General features: G+C 74.2%; 15 protein-coding genes. 6 read left to right on the top strand and 9 right to left on the bottom strand.

What is annotated here, in order from left to right; translation table 11 throughout:
• The first annotated feature begins 41 nt into the window (after positions 1-41).
• Positions 42-809 (top strand): hypothetical protein, encoded by a 768-nt coding sequence (locus GBN72_RS28095; RefSeq protein WP_151774753.1) that lies wholly within the window; start codon positions 42-44, stop codon positions 807-809.
• Positions 810-948: 139 nt separating this feature from the next.
• Here the strand turns inward: GBN72_RS28095 and GBN72_RS28090 are convergent, their stop codons facing one another.
• Positions 949-1,413, bottom strand: coding sequence for a MarR family winged helix-turn-helix transcriptional regulator (locus GBN72_RS28090; protein ID WP_246212965.1), 465 nt, complete (start codon positions 1,411-1,413; stop codon positions 949-951).
• A 150-nt stretch (positions 1,414-1,563) separates the two neighbouring features.
• Between GBN72_RS28090 and GBN72_RS28085 the strand changes: the two genes are divergently transcribed.
• Positions 1,564-3,003: a DHA2 family efflux MFS transporter permease subunit gene (locus GBN72_RS28085; protein ID WP_151774751.1), complete on the top strand. Its 1,440-nt coding sequence runs from the start codon at positions 1,564-1,566 to the stop codon at positions 3,001-3,003.
• Positions 3,004-3,123: 120 nt separating this feature from the next.
• Here GBN72_RS28085 and GBN72_RS28080 read toward each other — a convergent pair whose 3' ends face one another.
• The 4 genes from GBN72_RS28080 to GBN72_RS34345 all read right to left on the bottom strand — a co-directional run bounded on the left by GBN72_RS28080 (position 3,124) and on the right by GBN72_RS34345 (position 5,762).
• A complete protein-coding gene (locus GBN72_RS28080) occupies positions 3,124-3,540 on the bottom strand; it encodes a DUF7144 family membrane protein (protein WP_246212964.1) in 417 nt (138 codons plus the stop codon).
• 133 nt (positions 3,541-3,673) lie between these two features.
• Positions 3,674-4,162 carry a gluconokinase gene (locus tag GBN72_RS28075; RefSeq protein ID WP_246212963.1) on the bottom strand — a complete coding sequence of 163 codons (489 nt, stop codon included), beginning with the start codon at positions 4,160-4,162 and terminating at the stop codon, positions 3,674-3,676.
• Between the two features lie 44 nt (positions 4,163-4,206).
• Positions 4,207-5,625 (bottom strand): glucose-6-phosphate dehydrogenase, encoded by a 1,419-nt coding sequence (locus GBN72_RS28070; RefSeq protein ID WP_151774749.1) that lies wholly within the window; start codon positions 5,623-5,625, stop codon positions 4,207-4,209.
• A complete protein-coding gene (locus tag GBN72_RS34345) occupies positions 5,622-5,762 on the bottom strand; it encodes a hypothetical protein (protein ID WP_164540918.1) in 141 nt (46 codons plus the stop codon). The genes GBN72_RS28070 and GBN72_RS34345 overlap by 4 nt, the downstream gene beginning before the upstream one ends.
• A gap of 170 nt (positions 5,763-5,932) precedes the next feature.
• Here GBN72_RS34345 and GBN72_RS28065 point away from each other — a divergent pair, with 170 nt between their 5' ends.
• From GBN72_RS28065 to GBN72_RS28050, 4 genes are all read left to right on the top strand, one after another.
• Complete coding sequence (locus GBN72_RS28065; protein ID WP_151774748.1) at positions 5,933-6,982, top strand: lactonase family protein; 1,050 nt, start codon at positions 5,933-5,935, stop codon at positions 6,980-6,982.
• Positions 6,983-7,068: 86 nt separating this feature from the next.
• Positions 7,069-7,530: a universal stress protein gene (locus tag GBN72_RS28060; RefSeq protein WP_151774747.1), complete on the top strand. Its 462-nt coding sequence runs from the start codon at positions 7,069-7,071 to the stop codon at positions 7,528-7,530.
• A gap of 140 nt (positions 7,531-7,670) precedes the next feature.
• On the top strand, positions 7,671-7,928 hold the full coding sequence (locus GBN72_RS28055) for a hypothetical protein (protein ID WP_151774746.1): 258 nt from the start codon (positions 7,671-7,673) through the stop codon (positions 7,926-7,928).
• A 60-nt stretch (positions 7,929-7,988) separates the two neighbouring features.
• Entirely contained in the window at positions 7,989-8,876 is an 888-nt protein-coding gene (locus GBN72_RS28050) for a DMT family transporter (protein ID WP_174887220.1), read from the top strand.
• Positions 8,877-8,991: 115 nt separating this feature from the next.
• On the opposite strand, the gene GBN72_RS28045 is transcribed toward GBN72_RS28050, so the two are convergent.
• The 4 genes from GBN72_RS28045 to pheS all read right to left on the bottom strand — a co-directional run bounded on the left by GBN72_RS28045 (position 8,992) and on the right by pheS (position 14,897).
• A complete protein-coding gene (locus GBN72_RS28045) occupies positions 8,992-9,537 on the bottom strand; it encodes an NUDIX hydrolase (protein WP_151774744.1) in 546 nt (181 codons plus the stop codon).
• A gap of 116 nt (positions 9,538-9,653) precedes the next feature.
• The gene (locus GBN72_RS28040) at positions 9,654-11,006 is read right to left on the bottom strand and encodes an NsdA family TPR-like regulatory protein (protein ID WP_151774743.1); all 1,353 of its coding nucleotides are present in this window, start codon (positions 11,004-11,006) and stop codon (positions 9,654-9,656) included.
• Between the two features lie 256 nt (positions 11,007-11,262).
• Positions 11,263-13,773 (bottom strand): phenylalanine--tRNA ligase subunit beta, encoded by a 2,511-nt coding sequence (gene pheT, locus GBN72_RS28035; protein WP_151774742.1) that lies wholly within the window; start codon positions 13,771-13,773, stop codon positions 11,263-11,265.
• The gene (pheS, locus tag GBN72_RS28030) at positions 13,773-14,897 is read right to left on the bottom strand and encodes a phenylalanine--tRNA ligase subunit alpha (protein ID WP_151774741.1); all 1,125 of its coding nucleotides are present in this window, start codon (positions 14,895-14,897) and stop codon (positions 13,773-13,775) included. Before pheS ends, pheT begins: the two co-directional genes overlap by 1 nt.
• Positions 14,898-15,010: the final 113 nt, after the last annotated feature.

Here is a 15,010-nt window from a genome sequence, read left to right as displayed (position 1 = left end):
CCCGGGCCCGGGAGGCCCGAGGCCGCTCCTACCCTGCGTCCATGACGACTGCTCTCCGGTTCCGCCCGGGCGATGTCCTGTCCATTGCCGTCCCCTTCACCGAGTGCCGGGTGGAACGGGGCCTGACGTTCCACGAGGTGCACCTCGCATGGCCGTGGTGGCGGCCCGACCCCGGATGCGAGTTCATCCACTGGAACGGTGTGGTGGGCCTGGGCGCCGACCACAGTGGCACCGCTCCGGAGTGGGGGATGTTCCGTACCGATCCGGCGCCGGAGCACCTTCGGGCGGGTGACCTCTGCCGGGTCGGTGTCCCGCCCACCGTCGTTCACGTCACCGCGGTGGAGGTCTACGACCCGCCCCGGGAGACCGGCTACCTCCCCCGCGAACGGGCGTGCGTCTCCCTGCTGCCCCGGGGGCGCTCCTACCGCGAGTATCCGGACCACACCCACCTCAACGGCGAGGGCCACGGCATCGACCCGGACGACGGCATTCCCTACGCGATCGACCTGATCCACCGGCCCTACGCGTTCCTCGAACCCGGCGACGAGGTCGCCGACGCCGCGGGACGGGCCTGGCGGTTCGACGGACCGTGGGACTGGCACGCCTTCGACCCCGAGGAGGCCGGACGCGTCCCCGCGTGGCCCCTGGAGTTGCTGACCCGTGACGGCCTCCCCCGCACCGAGCAGGCGGCGGCCGAGGTCGGCCGCGCCACCGCGGACGGCTCCCATCGCGGCGTCCTGCACCGTTGGACGGGACTCACCGACGCGTCCCCGACGCCGTCGCCGGGGGGCCTTGTCCTTCCTCGATGACCCGTCGCCGGGGACGACCCCGACGCGGACCGGTGGGCCGGCGCGGAGGAAGCCGTGGAGAAGGTGCCGCGCCGGGTTTCCGGCCCGGCACCGTCTCCACGGCGGTGAACGGCCCGCGCGTCCGCGCCGCGTTGCCGGACTAGGAGACCCGCGCCCCCTCCTGCTCCGCGGCCGCGACGGTGTCCCGGACGCGGGCGAGGAGCCCGCGGAGGACGGCGCGGTCCTCGTCGTCGAGGGCGCCGGTGGCGGTGCGGAGGGCCTCACGGTCCATGTCCTCGGCCTCCTGGTGACAGGTGCGCCCGGCGTCGGTGAGCGCGAGCAGGTGGGCGCGGCGGTCCGTCGGGTGCGGCAGCCGGACCACCAGGCCGTCCCGCTCCAGGGCGTCCACCAGACCGGTGGCCGTGCGGGCGGCGACGCCGAGCATGTCGCTGAGGTCGCGCATCCGCATCGGCTCGGCGGCGTGGGCGAGGAACCGCAGGGCGCGGAGCTGGGCGACCGTGGTGCCCTTCTCGGCCAGTCTGCCGTCGACGAAGAGCCGCAGGCGGTGGGTGGTCGCGAACAACTCGTCGACCAGGGGATCACTGCTGCCCGGTACCTGCCTCACCTTGGTGCTCCTGTGCTCGTGACTGCTGCTGCGGCTCTGTAGGTCCGTTCCTACCGCACGCGGCGGCCGGCTGCCGCGGTCATGGCCCGAAGCGGCTCCGGTACGGGAAACGAATATGCTGAGCGTACACATACTGAGTATGCTCAGCACATGCCAGTTCGCCCGCTGCGCCTCGACCAGCGCATAGTCGTCCCCGTCGTCTGTGTGGTCACCGCGTTCATGTCCATCGTGGACGGAGCCGGCACCACCGTGGCCCTGCCTTCCATCGGACGCGACTTCGGTCTCGCCACCTCCGGCCTCGACGCCGTCGTGGTGGTGTACCCGGTCTGCGTCGGCCTCGCCGTGCCCCTTTCGGCCTGGCTCGGCGACCGCTTCGGCGGACGCCGCACCATCCTCGTCTCGTTCGCCGTCTTCACCGCCGCGTCAGGACTCTGCGGCTTCGCCGGATCGCTCGGCGAACTCGTCGTCTGGCGGGCCCTCCAGGGCCTGGCCGCCGGCATCCTGCTGCCCGTCAGCGGCGCCCTGCTCTACCGGACCTTCAGCCTGTCCGAACAGGTCAAGGTCTCCCGCTACATGATCATCCCGCAGCAGGTGGCGCCCGCCCTGGCCCCGATGGGGGCGGGCTGGCTCGTCGACCACATGAACTGGCGCTGGGTCTTCTACGCCAACGTGCCGATCGGCATCGCCGTGCTCGTCTTCGGTCTCCTCTTCCTCCAGCAGCACCGCGACCACGTCCCCGGCCGGCTGGACGTCCCCGGTCTGGTGCTCACCGCCTTCGGCACCGCGGGGCTGATGTTCGGCGTCAGCGAGGGCGCCGAGATGGGCTGGGGCAGCCTGCCGGTGCTGGCCGGCCTGGTCGGCGGCGCGGTCCTGCTGGCCGCCGCCGTGGCCGTGGAGCTCCGGGTGCCCGAACCGGCGCTGCGGGTCCGGCTGTTCACCGACCGGCTCTTCCGCGACACCAACATCACGGCCTTCCTCGGCTTCCTCGCCTTCATGGGCGCGATGTTCCTCGGTCCGCTCTTCCTCCAGCAGGGTCTGGGGCTGAGCGCCTGGGAGTCCGGTTCCAGCACCTTCGCCGAGGCGCTCGGCGTGCTGCTCACCATGCAGGTCGTCTCCCCGCTCTACGCCCGGATCGGCCCGCGCCGTCTCGCCGGTTTCGGTCTGGTCGGCGTCGCCCTGGTGCTGGTCGCCTTCTCACGGCTGGACGCGGACTCCTCACTGTGGACGTTCCGGGGGCTGATGTTCCTGCTCGGGGCGGCGATGGGCGGGGTGTTCATGCCCACCACGGTCGCGTCGTTCACCGGGATCGCCCAGGCGGACGTCTCCCATGCGGCGACCCTCAACACGGTGGTCCGGCAGGCCTCCGGCGCGGCCGCCCCCGCGGTGGCCATCGCGGTCCTGGCCTCGGTCGCCGCGGTCGGCACGGGCGCCGACGCCCACCCGCCGGTCTCCGCCTTCCAGGACGCCTACCTGGTGCTCGCGGTGGTCGCCGCCCTCGCGGCGGTGTTCGCCTTCACGATGCCGGACCGGGCCGCGCGGATCGCCGCGTCCGGCCGGACCTCCGCCCGGCGCGAGCCGGTCGACGCCTGAGGGACCGCCCCCGGCCGCGGTGCGGGGGGCGGGGGGGGGTGGGCGCGCGTGCGCGGCGCGGGTGTCGTGGCGTGCGTCCGGCCCCCGCCCGCGCGCGGCGGCAGGGCTCCCCGCCCCGGGTCAGTCGGCGAGCCGGGCCAGCGTCCACAGGACCATGAGGTCCAGGATCATCACGGCGATGCACCAGATGGGGTAGTACGGGATGAACATGAACTGACTGACCAGGCTGATCGCGGCGAGCGCCAGGCCCGCGGGGCGGGCCCAGGAGACGCGGCCGAGGAGGGCGACTCCGCCCACCAGCAGGGCGACGCCCAGCACCAGGTGGATCCAGCCCCAGGACGTGAGGTCGAAACGGTACTCGTAGTGCAGCGGCGTGCCGAAGAGGCGATCGCGGGCGATGCCGGCGACACCCTGGAGGATGCTCAGCACACCGCTGAGCACCATGCCGATGCCCGCGAACTGTCCTGGTGTGGACGGCCGTCTGCCGTCGCCGGACCCGTTCCTGTCGTGTCGCACCTCACCGGGGATGCCCGCCATGGCTGTCACCTTTCGTTCTGGTGCGGAACCAGCGGCTGCGTTTTCCGCCACGGTCACAGCGTGGGCCCCGGGCCAGGGCCGGGCGACCGTACGAGGACCGTCCGGGTGACGCCCCCTCACGCGGCTTCCGCCGTCAGGCGCGCCTGATCAGTTCCGCGGCCTCGTGGACGATCGCCTCGGGGGGCCGCGCCGCGTCCAGGGTGGCGCCGCGTTCGTCGGGCTCGAGGGGTTCCAGCACCGCGAGCTGGGAGTCGAGCAGGGTCTCCGGCATGAAGTGGCCGGTGCGGTCGTGGAGCCGGGCGGCGAGGAGGTCGCGGTCGGCGGTGAGGTGGAGGAACAGGGCGGAGGGGCAGGCGGAGCGCAGGGCGTCGCGGTAACGCCGCCGCAGGGCGGAGCAGGCGACCGATCCGCCGGTGCCCGAGGTCTCGTGGGTCTTCAGCCAGTGGCCGACGGACTCCAGCCAGGACACCCGGTCCTCGTCGTCCAGGGGCACGCCGGAGGACATCTTGCGGATGTTCCCGGGCGGGTGGAAGTCGTCCGCCTCGGCGAACGGCAGGCCGAGCCGCTCGGCCAGGAGACGGGCGACGGTGGTCTTGCCCACGCCGGAGACCCCGATCACCACGACGCACGGCGCACCGGGGCCGGACGCGTGCGCGGGACCCGGCGTCACGGCGGCAGCACCGCGTCCTGGTGGAGCAGGTCGTCCCGCCGCTCGGGCGTGTCCCGGCGCAGCGGCCCGTCGGAGCCGGCCGGGTACTCCTCCAGCGGAACCAGCCCCCGCTCCCAGGCGGACAGGACCGGCTCGACGACCCGCCACGCCTCCTCGGCCTCGTCGCCGCGGAGGGAGAGCGCGGGGTCGCCGCGCAGTACGTCCAGCAGCAGGCTGCCGTAGGCGGGCAGGTCGGGCGGGTCCATCCGGGCGCTCAGCGCGACCTGCGTGAGACTGCCCACCTGCGAGCCGACGACGTTCATGTCCAGGCTCAGACTCTCCGGGTCCAGCCCGAACCTCAACACGTTGGGCCGGACGTCCTCGTCCTGCCCGAACGGCAGGTGCGGGACGGGACGGAACCGCACCGCGACCTCCATGAGGTCCCGGCCGAGCGCCTTGCCGGTGCGCAGCCGGAACCTGGTGCCGGCCCAGCGCCAGCTGTCCAGCTCGAGTTCGACCTCCGCGAAGGTCTCGGTGCGGCGCGACGGGTCCACGCCCTCCTCGTCGGTGTAGGCGGGCACGTCGTGGTCGCCGCCGCGGCCGGCCGCGTAGCGGGCGCGGCGGGTGCGGTGCACCACGTCGGCGTCGGTCAGGCGCCGCACCGAGCGCAGCACGTCCACCTTCCGGTCGCGCAGGTCGCGTTCCCCGAGGGTGAGCGGCGGCTCCATGGCGACCAGGCACAGGATCTGGAGGAGGTGGTTCTGGATCATGTCCTTGAGCGCGCCGACGTGGTCGTAGTAGCCGGCGCGGCCCTCCAGGGCGAGGGTCTCGTCCCAGACGATGTCGACCTCGGCGATGTGCGTGCCGTTCCAGATCGGTTCCAGGACCCGGTTGGCGAGCCTGCTGCCGAGCAGGTTCTGCACGGTGGTCATGGCGAGGAAGTGGTCGACGCGGAAGACTGCCTGCTCGGGCAGCACGTCGGCGAGCAGCCGGTTGAGTTCCTCGGCGTCGGCGAGGCTCTCGCCGAACGGTTTCTCCATCACGATCCGGCTGCCCTCGGGCAGTCCGGCGTCGTGCAGGGCGGTCACCGTGGCGGCGAAGAGCGAGGGCGGCAGGGCGAGGTAGACGGCGACGGGGTCGTCGCCCGCGACGACGGCGGCCACCTCGGCGGGGTCGGTGACGTCGGCCTTGCGGTAGTCGCAGGCGGCGGTGACGGCCCGGACGGAGCGGTCGGGCAGGTGCGCCGCGTGGCGCCGCAACTGGGCGGCGGCCCATTCCCGGTACTGGGCGCCGTCCTGGTCCTCCCGGCTGGCGGCGGTCATGGTGAACCGGTCGTCGAGGTGGCCGGCGGCGTGCAGGGCGGCCAGGGCCGGCAGGAGGTAACGGCCGGTCAGGTCACCGGTTCCGCCGAAGACGGCGAGTCGTCGGATCGTCATCGGGGACGGCCCTCCGTCCACCCGGCGGCGGCAAGGTCACCCGTCGGGGCTCCGGCCGTCGGCGCGGTGCGTGCGGGGAGCGGGTCCTGCGGCGTGCCGTCCCGGAGGCCGGTGCCGGACGGGTGGGCGTCGCTCATGCCGTCTCCTCCCTCACGTCCCTGCCCGCGGGTGCGCGAGCGTGTCCTCCTCACCCTCACCGAGGGCGGATCCGGCCGCAAACGGTCCCCGTGACGGTTGGTGCGTCCGGGGCATCTCGGGGGCTGGATCCCCCGGGCGGTCCGTCGGCGCGGCTCCTAGGCTGACCGTCATGACGAGCACAGGCGCCCAGAGGGCTTTCATCGGTTCGTTCACGACGAGCGGCGGGCGGGGGATCGTCCAGGCCGCCGTGGATCCCGCCACCGGCGCCCTGACCCCGACGGCCGCCGTCGCCACCGTGCCCAACCCCTCCTACCTGGCGGTCGGCCGCAGCGGCGGCGGGCCGGTGCTGTACTGCGTGTCGGAGACGGCGCAGGGGGCGGTGGCCGCGTACGACGTCGCGGGGGCGTCCCCGGTGCCGGTCGGCGAGCCGGCGCCGGTGGGCGGCGCGGATCCCACGCACCTCGCCGTGCTCGGGGACCACCTGGTGACGGCCAACTACAGCTCCGGAAGCGTCACCGCGCTGCCGCTGGCCGCCGACGGCTCCCCCGGGTCGCCGAGCGGCGTGCTGCGCAACGCGGGGTCGGGGCCGGACGCGGAGCGCCAGGAGGGCCCGCACGCCCATCAGGTGGTGGTGCCCGATCCGTCGGGCCGCTGGGTGCTGAACGTCGACCTCGGCACCGACTCGGTGCGGGTCTGCGAGCTGGACCCGGCCACCGGCGGGCTCCGCCTCCACGCCGACGTCGCGCTGCCGCCCGGTACCGGTCCGCGCCACCTGGTGGTGCACCCGCGCGGGACCCACGTGTACGTGCTCGGCGAGCTGCGGCCGGTGGTCACCGTGTGCCGGTGGGACTCGGCGGGCGGGGAACTGCGGCCGGTGGGCGAGTTCCCGCTCGGCCCGGACGGCGCCGAGGACCACGCGCAGCCGTCCGCCCCCGTCATCTCCCTCGACGGCCGCCGCCTGTGGGCGGCGGTGCGCGGCACGGACACCATCGTGGTGCTCGCGGTGGCCGAGGACGGCGAGCGGCTGGAGGTCCTCACGTCGGTCCCGTGCGGCGGTTCCTGGCCGCGCGATCTGGTGCTGCACCCGTCCGGTGAGCGGCTCTACGCGGCCAACGAGCGCTCGGGTGACGTGACCTGGTTCGACCTCGACGAGGAGGGGGTGCCGCGGCGGGCCGGGGCCCTCGACGTCCCCGCGGCCTCCAGCGTCCTGTTCGTGTGAGGTGAGCCGGCCACGGGCCGGAAATGTACTGTTTGCCACCTCATGACACGTCGTCCGGCGGTCGTCCGCCGGGGCGAGGAGGAGCGATGGCTGATCAGCGGGAGCAACCGGGCCGCATCGTGGTCGGGGTCGACGGTTCGGAGCCGTCGAGGGAGGCCCTGCGGTGGGCGGCGCGGCAGGCGCGGCTCACCGCGGGCGTGGTCGTGGCGGTGAGCGCCTGGGACGTCCCGAACTACTACGGCAGCCTGGGCTGGCTGCCCCCGCCGACCGGCGACGCGGCGGCCCTGGAGGAACGTGCCCGGGCGGAGCTGGAGAGGACCGTCGGCGAGGTCCTGGGCACCCGGCCGCCGGTCGAGGTCCGCGCCGAGGTGCGGCACGACACCGCGGCCGGCGCGCTGATCGCCGCCTCCCGGGGCGCGGACCTGCTGGTGGTCGGCAACCGGGGGCTCGGCGGTTTCTCCGGGCTGCTGCTGGGGTCGGTGTCGCAGCACTGCGTCCAGCACGCCGCCTGCCCGGTGCTGGTGATCCGTCACAGTGACACGGAGTGACCGCGTTTCACACTCCGTGTGAGCCGGGGGTGCGCATATGCCACCCGCACACTCTCCCGCTCCCCGGCCCGGCGCTGTTGACTGCCGGTACGACGATCGGCCGGCGGAGGCCGGACGTCTGCGAGGGAAGGGAGCACACGGTGAACACCACCCCCGAACCGCCGGTGGTGCACAAGGAGGTGGCCGAGCTGCGGCGCAGCTGCGACGTGGCGCAGGCCCGCGTCGACGGCGGGCTGGCCCTGCTCGGCCATCGCGCCGAGGAGACGGCGAAGGAACTGGACGCGCTCGCCGCCCGGGTGACCGCGCTGGAGCGCAACCGCTGGCCGCTGCGCGCGGTGGCGACCCTGGCGTCCGTCGGCGCGCTGGCACTGGCGCTCTGGCAGGCGCTGGCCCGCTGACGCCCCCCGACTGCCCGCCGCACCACGCGCGCGGAGCCGACCGCCCCGATGATGGTGCGGGTGATCAGTGTTCTCTTCGCCGTCCTCACCGCGCTGAGCAACGCGACGGCGACGGTGTTCCAGCGGCAGGCGGCCCGGACGATCCCCGACGAGCAGGCGATGCGGCTGTCGCTCTTCGGGCGGCTGCTGCGCCAGAAGGTGTGGCTGGCGGGCATCGGCCTGGTGATCGTGGCCGCCGTCTGCCAGGCGGTGGCCCTGTCCACCGGGCCCATCGCGCTGGTCCAGCCCATCTTCGTGCTGGAGCTGCCGGCGACCCTGCTGATCGCCGGGCTGCTCACCCGCACCGCGGTGCGGCCCCGCCTGTGGGCGGGCGTGGCCGCGGTGACGTGCGGGCTGGCCGTCGGCCTGGCCGCCGCCGACCCGGTCGGCGGGCACGGCGGCGTGGACGGCGGGACCTGGGTCGCCGCGCTGGTGGCGACCGCGGCGTTCGAGGCCGCCCTGCTCACCGCCGCGCGGACCGCCCGGGGCGACCTCCGGGCGGCCCTGCTGGGCCTCGCCGCCGCCTGCGGGTACTCGCTGACCGCCGCGCTGATGAAGGACGCGATGGCACGGCTGGACAGCGGGGGCGTGGCGGCGCTGCTGACGTCGTGGCAGGTCTACGCCACCGCCGTGGTGGGGGTGGGCGCGCTGTTCCTGCTGCAGAACGCGCTCCAGGCGGGCTCGCTGGTGGCGGTGCAGCCGATGCTCACCCTCGGCGACGCGCTGATCAGCGTCTGCTACGGGGTGACCCTCTTCGGGGAGCACGTGCGCACCGGCTGGTGGCTGCTGCCGCAGCTGGCGGGGCTCTCCCTGATCGCCGTCGGCTGCGTGGTGCTCGCCCGCTCCCCGCTGGCGGCGGGGGAACGCGAACCCGCGGGCGGGGCGGCGGCCGGCACGGAGCCCGAGTGACCGCGTTCCGCCGCCTCGCGCGGCCAAGGGCGCGCACCCGCCGTCCCGTGTCCCGGGCCGAAGGCGGCACGGGGCGGCGGGGCGGCGGGGCGGCGGGGCGGCGGGGCGGTGGACGTCAGTCCGCGGTGTCGTGGGCCAGGCGCAGGTGGTGGAGGAGCAGGAGGGCGGCCGCCATGTTGGCAGCCGGGACCTCGCCCCGGGCGATCAGGTCCGGGACGACCTTGAGCGGGACCCACTCGCGGCGGTCCGACTCGAAGTCGTCCACGGGGTGGCCGGCGAACTCGCCGGTGTCCGACCAGTAGATGTGGTGCCGGGCGTCGGTGAGCCCGTTGCTGGGCTCCACGCTCATCAGGTGGCGCAGCCGTCCGGGCCGCCAGCCGGTCTCCTCCTCCAGTTCCCGTGCCGCGGCGACGGCCAGGTCCTCACCGTCCTCGACCACCCCGGCGGCCAGTTCCCAGCCCCAGCTGTCGGTGATGAAGCGGTGCCGCCACAGCAGCAGCGCCTCGTCGGCGTCGTTGACGATGGTGGCCACGGCGACGGGCCGCATCCGGATCAGGTAGTGGTCCAGGTGCCGGCCGTCGGGCAGCCGGACATCGGCCAGGTTGACGTCGAACCAGCGGTTTCCGTACACCGGCTGTTCGCTCAGTTTCGCCCACTGCATCTTTCTGCCACCTTTCGACGGTGTTCGACGAATGAGTGGCAATATCGCAGCAGCACGGGGAGCGGCAGCAGTGGCCCGAGGGGCGCGGGAGGGCGTGCGCGGAGCGGCGCGGCCGGCTACGGGAGCGGCACCCGCAGGGCGAGGTCGATGAGCTCGGCCGCCTCGCCGGTTCCCGCGCAGTCGCTGCGCAGCAGGTGTTCGCGGACGGTGCGGAGCCGGTCCCGCAGCCGCTGGGACTCCATGCCGCGGGCCAGCCGCGCCATCGCCGCGGCGGTGGCCACGGCCTTGTCGGCGTCGCCGCGGCGGAGTTCGATCTGGCTGAGCATGGCCAGCCGGTGCACCCGGCCGCGGTCGTGCGCGGGGGTGCCGACGGCCGCCTCGGCGTGCTCCCCGGCGGCGGTCAGGTCGCCCAGGCTGAGCAGTGCCTCCGCCACCTGGACGTTGACCAGGCCGGGCTGGACATAGCCGGTCTCGTCCGGTTCCTGGACGCGGTGGATGCGTTCCGCGGCCTCCTCGGCCCGCCGGATGCAGGAGAGCGCACCGGTTCCGTCACCGAGGTGCGCGTACGCCTTGGCCTGCATGGCGTACAGGTCGGAGGCGAGGGCCGGGGTGATGTGCCGCCCGGCCGTGCGTAACGCGGCCTCCGCGAACGCCACGGCCTGACGGAACTCCCGCATGAACAGCGCCTGGTTGACGAGCAGGGCGATGACGTAGGCGCCCAGGCCCCGGTCGCCGCTGGACTTGGCCAGCCGCAGCGCCTGGTGGAAGTAGCGCTGGGCGAGCCCCTGGGCGTCCGAGTCGTAGGCGCAGATCCCCGCGACGGCCACCAACGCGCCCGTGGCACGGTGCAGTTGGCGCCCGGTGGCGTCGGGGTAGCTGCCCCGCAGCAGGGGCGCGGCCTCGTTGTTGAGGAAGCCGACCACCCGGGCGCGGGTGGCCACCCCGCCGGCTTTGCGGTACATGTGCTCGTAGTGGGTGCGGGCGGCGCGCAGCATCTCGATGTCGTCCGGCGAGACGCGGTGCTGTCCGCCGCGGGAGACGTCGGTGTCCTCGGGCGGGTTCTCCCACTCCCACACGGGCATCACGGCGGGCGTCCCGGTGACGGCGGGGGCGCCGAGGACGTGCGGCCGCTGGAGTTCGTCGGAGCGCCACAGCGCGGTGGCGCGGTCCACGAAGCCGGACAGGGAGCCGGTGTGCGGGGAGGCGGGCGCGCCGGGGACACCGAGGCCGATGTCGTCCAGGGTGACCTGGCGGCGCAGGCGGACCGAGAGCACCTCGCAGATCAGGTCGGGGACCTGGCCGCGGGGGCGCTGGCCCTTGAGCCAGCGGGCCACCGCGGTGTGCTCGTAGCGGAGCCGGAGTCCGCGGGCCTGCCCGGCGGCGTTCACGCGGGCCGCCAGACCGGCGTGCGAGACGCCCGCCTCGTCGAGGAGCGCGTCCAGCAGGGTGTTGGGCTGTCTCGGGGTCATGTGGGTGCCCTCCGGTGCCTCGGTCACGCCAGGGTAGTGGGTCCGGCTTCACACGGGGTGCGAAGCGAACGCCCCTGCCCGCCCGGCGCACACCCTTCCGCCACGCCGGGGCCGGACGGTTCCCTGGTCCCTCGGCGGGCCGCCGTCTTCCCCCCTCACGCCACCGACGCCGGCCCGCCGTCTCCCTTCCCTGGGACGCCCGCGGGCCCGCCCTCCGGTGAGGAGGACGGGCCCGCGTTCGGTGTGCGGAGGGGTACTACGCCCCGCGCAGCACGGCGCCGAAGCGCTCCGCAGCCGTGGCCACCGCGGCGTCGCGGGCGGCCGAGGCCTCGTCCGCGGTCAGCGTGCGGTCGGCGGCGCGGAAGCGCAGCGCGTAGGCGAGGGACTTGCGGCCGTCGCCCAGCTGCTCCTCGTTGCGGTAGACGTCGAACAGCCGGATGGCCTCCAGCAGTTCGCCGGCGCCCTCACGCAGCGCGGCCTCGACCTCGGCGGCCGGGACCGCCTGGTCGACGACGAGCGCGACGTCCTGCGTGGCGACCGGCATCGCCGAGATCCGCGGCGAGGTCACCGGGCCGGCCGAGGCGCGCTCCAGCGCGTCCAGGTCGATCTCCATGGCGCAGGTCCGGGCGGGCAGGCCCAGCGTCTTCAGCACACCGGGGTGCAGCTCGCCGGCGTGGCCGATCACGCGCTCCTCGCCGCCGGCCGCCACCACCAGCTCGGCGCAGCGGCCCGGGTGCCACGGCTCGTACCGGCCGTTGCGGACGATCAGCTCGGTCCCCGCCTCACGGGCGAGGATCCGGGCCGCCTCGACGGCGTCGGCCCAGTCGGACGGACGGCCCTTGCCCCACCAGCCGGCCTGCTCGCGGGCGCCGGCAAGGACGACCGCGGCGTGCTTGGGCTGGTCGGGGAGCGCGGCCTGGAGGCCGGCGATGTCCTCGTCGGCGGGACGGCGGTCCACCGGCAGGATGCCGGCGACGCTCCGCTCGGCCTTCGGGTGGAAGACCAGGCCCGTCTCGAAGAGCGCGAGGTCGTGCGAGCCGCGGCCGTCGTTGCGCCGCAGCGCGCCCAGCAGGCCCGGCAGCAGCGTGGTGCGCAGCGCCGGCTCCTCGTCGGAGAGCGGGTTCGCCAGGGTGACGAGGGTGCGCCGCGGGTCGTCGGCGGGGACGTTGAGCTGGTCGAGGACGTGGGTGCCCATGAACGGGTAGTTCGGCGCCTCGACGTAGCCGGCGGCGGCCAGCGCGCGGCCGATCCGGCGGTGCAGCCGCTGGCGGTCGGTGAGCCCGCGGCCGGCCGGCGGCTTCGGCAGCGTGGAGGGCAGGTTCTCGTAGCCCTCCAGCCGGATGACCTCCTCGGCGAGGTCGTTCGGGTCGGTCAGGTCGGGCCGCCACGACGGCACCGTGACGACCAGCTCGTCCTGGCCGTAGACGTCGCAGCCGATCTCCTGGAGGCGGCGCACCACGGTCTCCCGCCCGTACGCCATGCCGGCCACCTTGTCGGGGTGGTCGGCGGGGATGGCGATGGTGGCGGGCGCGGAGGGCGCGACGACCTCGGTGACACCGGCGTCGGCGGTGCCGCCGGCCAGCAGCACCAGCAGGTCGACGGTGCGCTGCGCGGCGGCGGCCGCGGCCAGCGGGTCGACGCCGCGCTCGAAGCGGCGGGAGGCCTCGCTGGACAGCTTGTGCCGGCGCGCGGTGCGGGCGATGGCGATCGGGTCGAAGTGCGCGGCCTCGATGACCACCTCGGTGGTGTGGCTCTCCACACCGTCGCCGATCTCGGTGTCGGCGCCGCCCATGACGCCCGCGAGGCCGATCGGGCCGCGGTCGTCGGCGATGACCAGGTCCTCGGGGTCGAGGGTGCGGGTGACGCCGTCGAGCGTGGTGAGCTGCTCGCCCTTCTCGGCGCGGCGCACCCCGATCGCGCCCTGGACGCGGGTGCGGTCGTAGGCGTGCAGCGGCTGGCCGAGTTCCAGCATCACGTAGTTGGTGATGTCGACGGCCAGCGAGATCGGGCGCATGCCCGCCTTCTGGAGGCGGCGCTGCAGCCAGATCGGGGACCGGGTGCCCGGCGCGATGCCGGTGACGGTGCGGGCGGCGAACCGGTCGCAGCCGTGCGGGTCGGTGATCTGGACGGGGTAGCCGAACGCGTTGGGCGCGGGCACGTCGAGCAGCGCCGGGTCGCGCAGCGGCAGGCCGTAGGCGGTGGCGGTCTCGCGGGCGACACCGCGCATCGACAGGCAGTAGCCGCGGTCGGGCGTGACGGCGATGTCGAGGACCTCGTCGACCAGCTCGAGCAGCTCGACGGCGTCGGTGCCCGCCTCGTGCTCGGGCGGCAGGACGATGATGCCGTGGGTGCCGTCGTCGCCCATGCCGAGCTCGTCGGTGGAGCAGATCATGCCGTGCGAGGTCTTGCCGTAGGTCTTGCGCGCGGCGATCTGGAAGCCGCCGGGCAGCGTGGCGCCGGGCAGGACCACGACGACCTTGTCGCCGACGGAGAAGTTCCGGGCGCCGCAGACGATCTCCTGGGGCTCACCGGTGCCGTTGGCCTGGCCGACGTCGACGGTGCAGAAGCGGATCGGCTTCTTGAAGCCCTCCAGCTCCTCGATGGTCAGCACCTGGCCGACGACCAGGGGACCCTTGAGGTCGGCGCCGAGCTGCTCGACCGTCTCGACCTCCAGACCGGCCGAAATGAGCTTGGCCTGGACGTCGCGCCCGGTCTGAGTCGCCGGCAGGTCGACGTACTCCCGCAGCCAAGAAAGCGGGACCCGCATCAGATCTCCATCCCGAACGGCCGGGTGAACCGGACGTCACCCTCGACCATGTCTCGCATGTCTTCGACGTTGTGGCGGAACATCAGCATCCGCTCGATGCCGAACCCGAAGGCGAAGCCGCTGTACTTCTCCGGGTCGACGCCGCAGGCGGTGAGCACCCGCGGGTTGACCATGCCGCAGCCGCCCAGCTCGATCCAGCCCTCGCTGGAGCAGGTGCGGCAGGGCCGGTCGGGGTTGCCGATCGACTCGCCCTTGCAGACGTAGCAGAGCATGTCCATCTCGGCGGACGGCTCGGTGAAGGGGAAGAAGTTCGGCCGCAGCCGGGTCTTCATGTCCGCGCCGAACAGCGCCCGCACCATGTGGTCCAGGGTGCCCTTGAGGTCCGCCATGGTCAGGCCCTCGTCGACGGCGAGGAGCTCGATCTGGTGGAAGACCGGGGTGTGCGTGGCGTCCAGCTCGTCGGTCCGGTAGACGCGGCCGGGACAGACCACGTAGACCGGCGGCTCGCGGTCGAGCAGCGCGCGCGCCTGCACGGGGGAGGTGTGGGTGCGCAGCACGACGCCGGACTCGCCCTTGGCGCTCTCGGGGCCGTTGACGAAGAAGGTGTCCTGCATCTGCCGGGCCGGGTGGTCCGGGCCGAAGTTCAGGGCGTCGAAGTTGAACCACTCCGCCTCGACCTCGGGGCCCTCGGCGATCTCGTAGCCCATGGAGACGAAGACGTCGGCGACGCGCTCCATCATGGTGGTCAGCGGGTGGCGGGCGCCGGCCGGGACGCGGTCGTGGGGGAGGGTGACGTCCACCGACTCCTCGACCAGGACACGGGCGTCGCGCTCGGCCTCCAGCTCCGCCTGACGGGCGGCGAGGGCCTTGTTGACCGCGCCGCGGGCCTGGCCCACGCGCTTGCCCGCCTCGGCCTTGGCCTGCGGCGGCAGGGCGCCGATCTCGCGGTTGGCGAGAGCCAGCGGCGAGGTGCCGCCGGCGTGGGCGGTCTTCGCCTCCTGGAGGGCCTCGAGCGAGTCGGCGGCGGCGAAGGCGGCGAGCGCCTCGTCCCGCATGCGCTCGATGTTTTCCGGTTTCAACGCCTCGACCTCGACCGGGTCGTACGACTTATTCGGTGCCGACATCTCTTCCCGTGCTCTTCCGATTGGCTGGCTGGAGTGGCCCCGCTGGGACGGCCTGTCCCGGTCCGACGTCCCGGTGGCGGGACGGCGTGTCCCGGAAACGGGGACACAAAGGT

The organism is Streptomyces abyssomicinicus (assembly GCF_008974245.1).
GTDB classification, from domain to species: Bacteria; Actinomycetota; Actinomycetes; order Streptomycetales; family Streptomycetaceae; genus Streptomyces; species Streptomyces abyssomicinicus.
Note: the sequence above shows the minus strand (reverse complement) of the source record. Positions and strands in the feature narration are given on the sequence as shown.

Bases quoted from the DNA above. Each gene is read 5' to 3' on its own strand.
- GBN72_RS28095 (WP_151774753.1), top strand. From the start codon at position 42: ATGACGACTGCTCTCCGGTTCCGCCCGGGCGATGTCCTGTCCATTGCC.
- GBN72_RS28085 (WP_151774751.1), top strand. From the start codon at position 1,564: ATGCCAGTTCGCCCGCTGCGCCTCGACCAGCGCATAGTCGTCCCCGTC.
- GBN72_RS28080 (WP_246212964.1), bottom strand. From the start codon at position 3,540: ATGGCGGGCATCCCCGGTGAGGTGCGACACGACAGGAACGGGTCCGGC.
- GBN72_RS28070 (WP_151774749.1), bottom strand. From the start codon at position 5,625: ATGACGATCCGACGACTCGCCGTCTTCGGCGGAACCGGTGACCTGACC.
- GBN72_RS34345 (WP_164540918.1), bottom strand. From the start codon at position 5,762: ATGAGCGACGCCCACCCGTCCGGCACCGGCCTCCGGGACGGCACGCCG.
- GBN72_RS28065 (WP_151774748.1), top strand. From the start codon at position 5,933: ATGACGAGCACAGGCGCCCAGAGGGCTTTCATCGGTTCGTTCACGACG.
- GBN72_RS28060 (WP_151774747.1), top strand. From the start codon at position 7,069: ATGGCTGATCAGCGGGAGCAACCGGGCCGCATCGTGGTCGGGGTCGAC.
- GBN72_RS28045 (WP_151774744.1), bottom strand. From the start codon at position 9,537: ATGCAGTGGGCGAAACTGAGCGAACAGCCGGTGTACGGAAACCGCTGG.
- GBN72_RS28040 (WP_151774743.1), bottom strand. From the start codon at position 11,006: ATGACCCCGAGACAGCCCAACACCCTGCTGGACGCGCTCCTCGACGAG.
- pheT (WP_151774742.1), bottom strand. From the start codon at position 13,773: ATGCGGGTCCCGCTTTCTTGGCTGCGGGAGTACGTCGACCTGCCGGCG.
- pheS (WP_151774741.1), bottom strand. From the start codon at position 14,897: ATGTCGGCACCGAATAAGTCGTACGACCCGGTCGAGGTCGAGGCGTTG.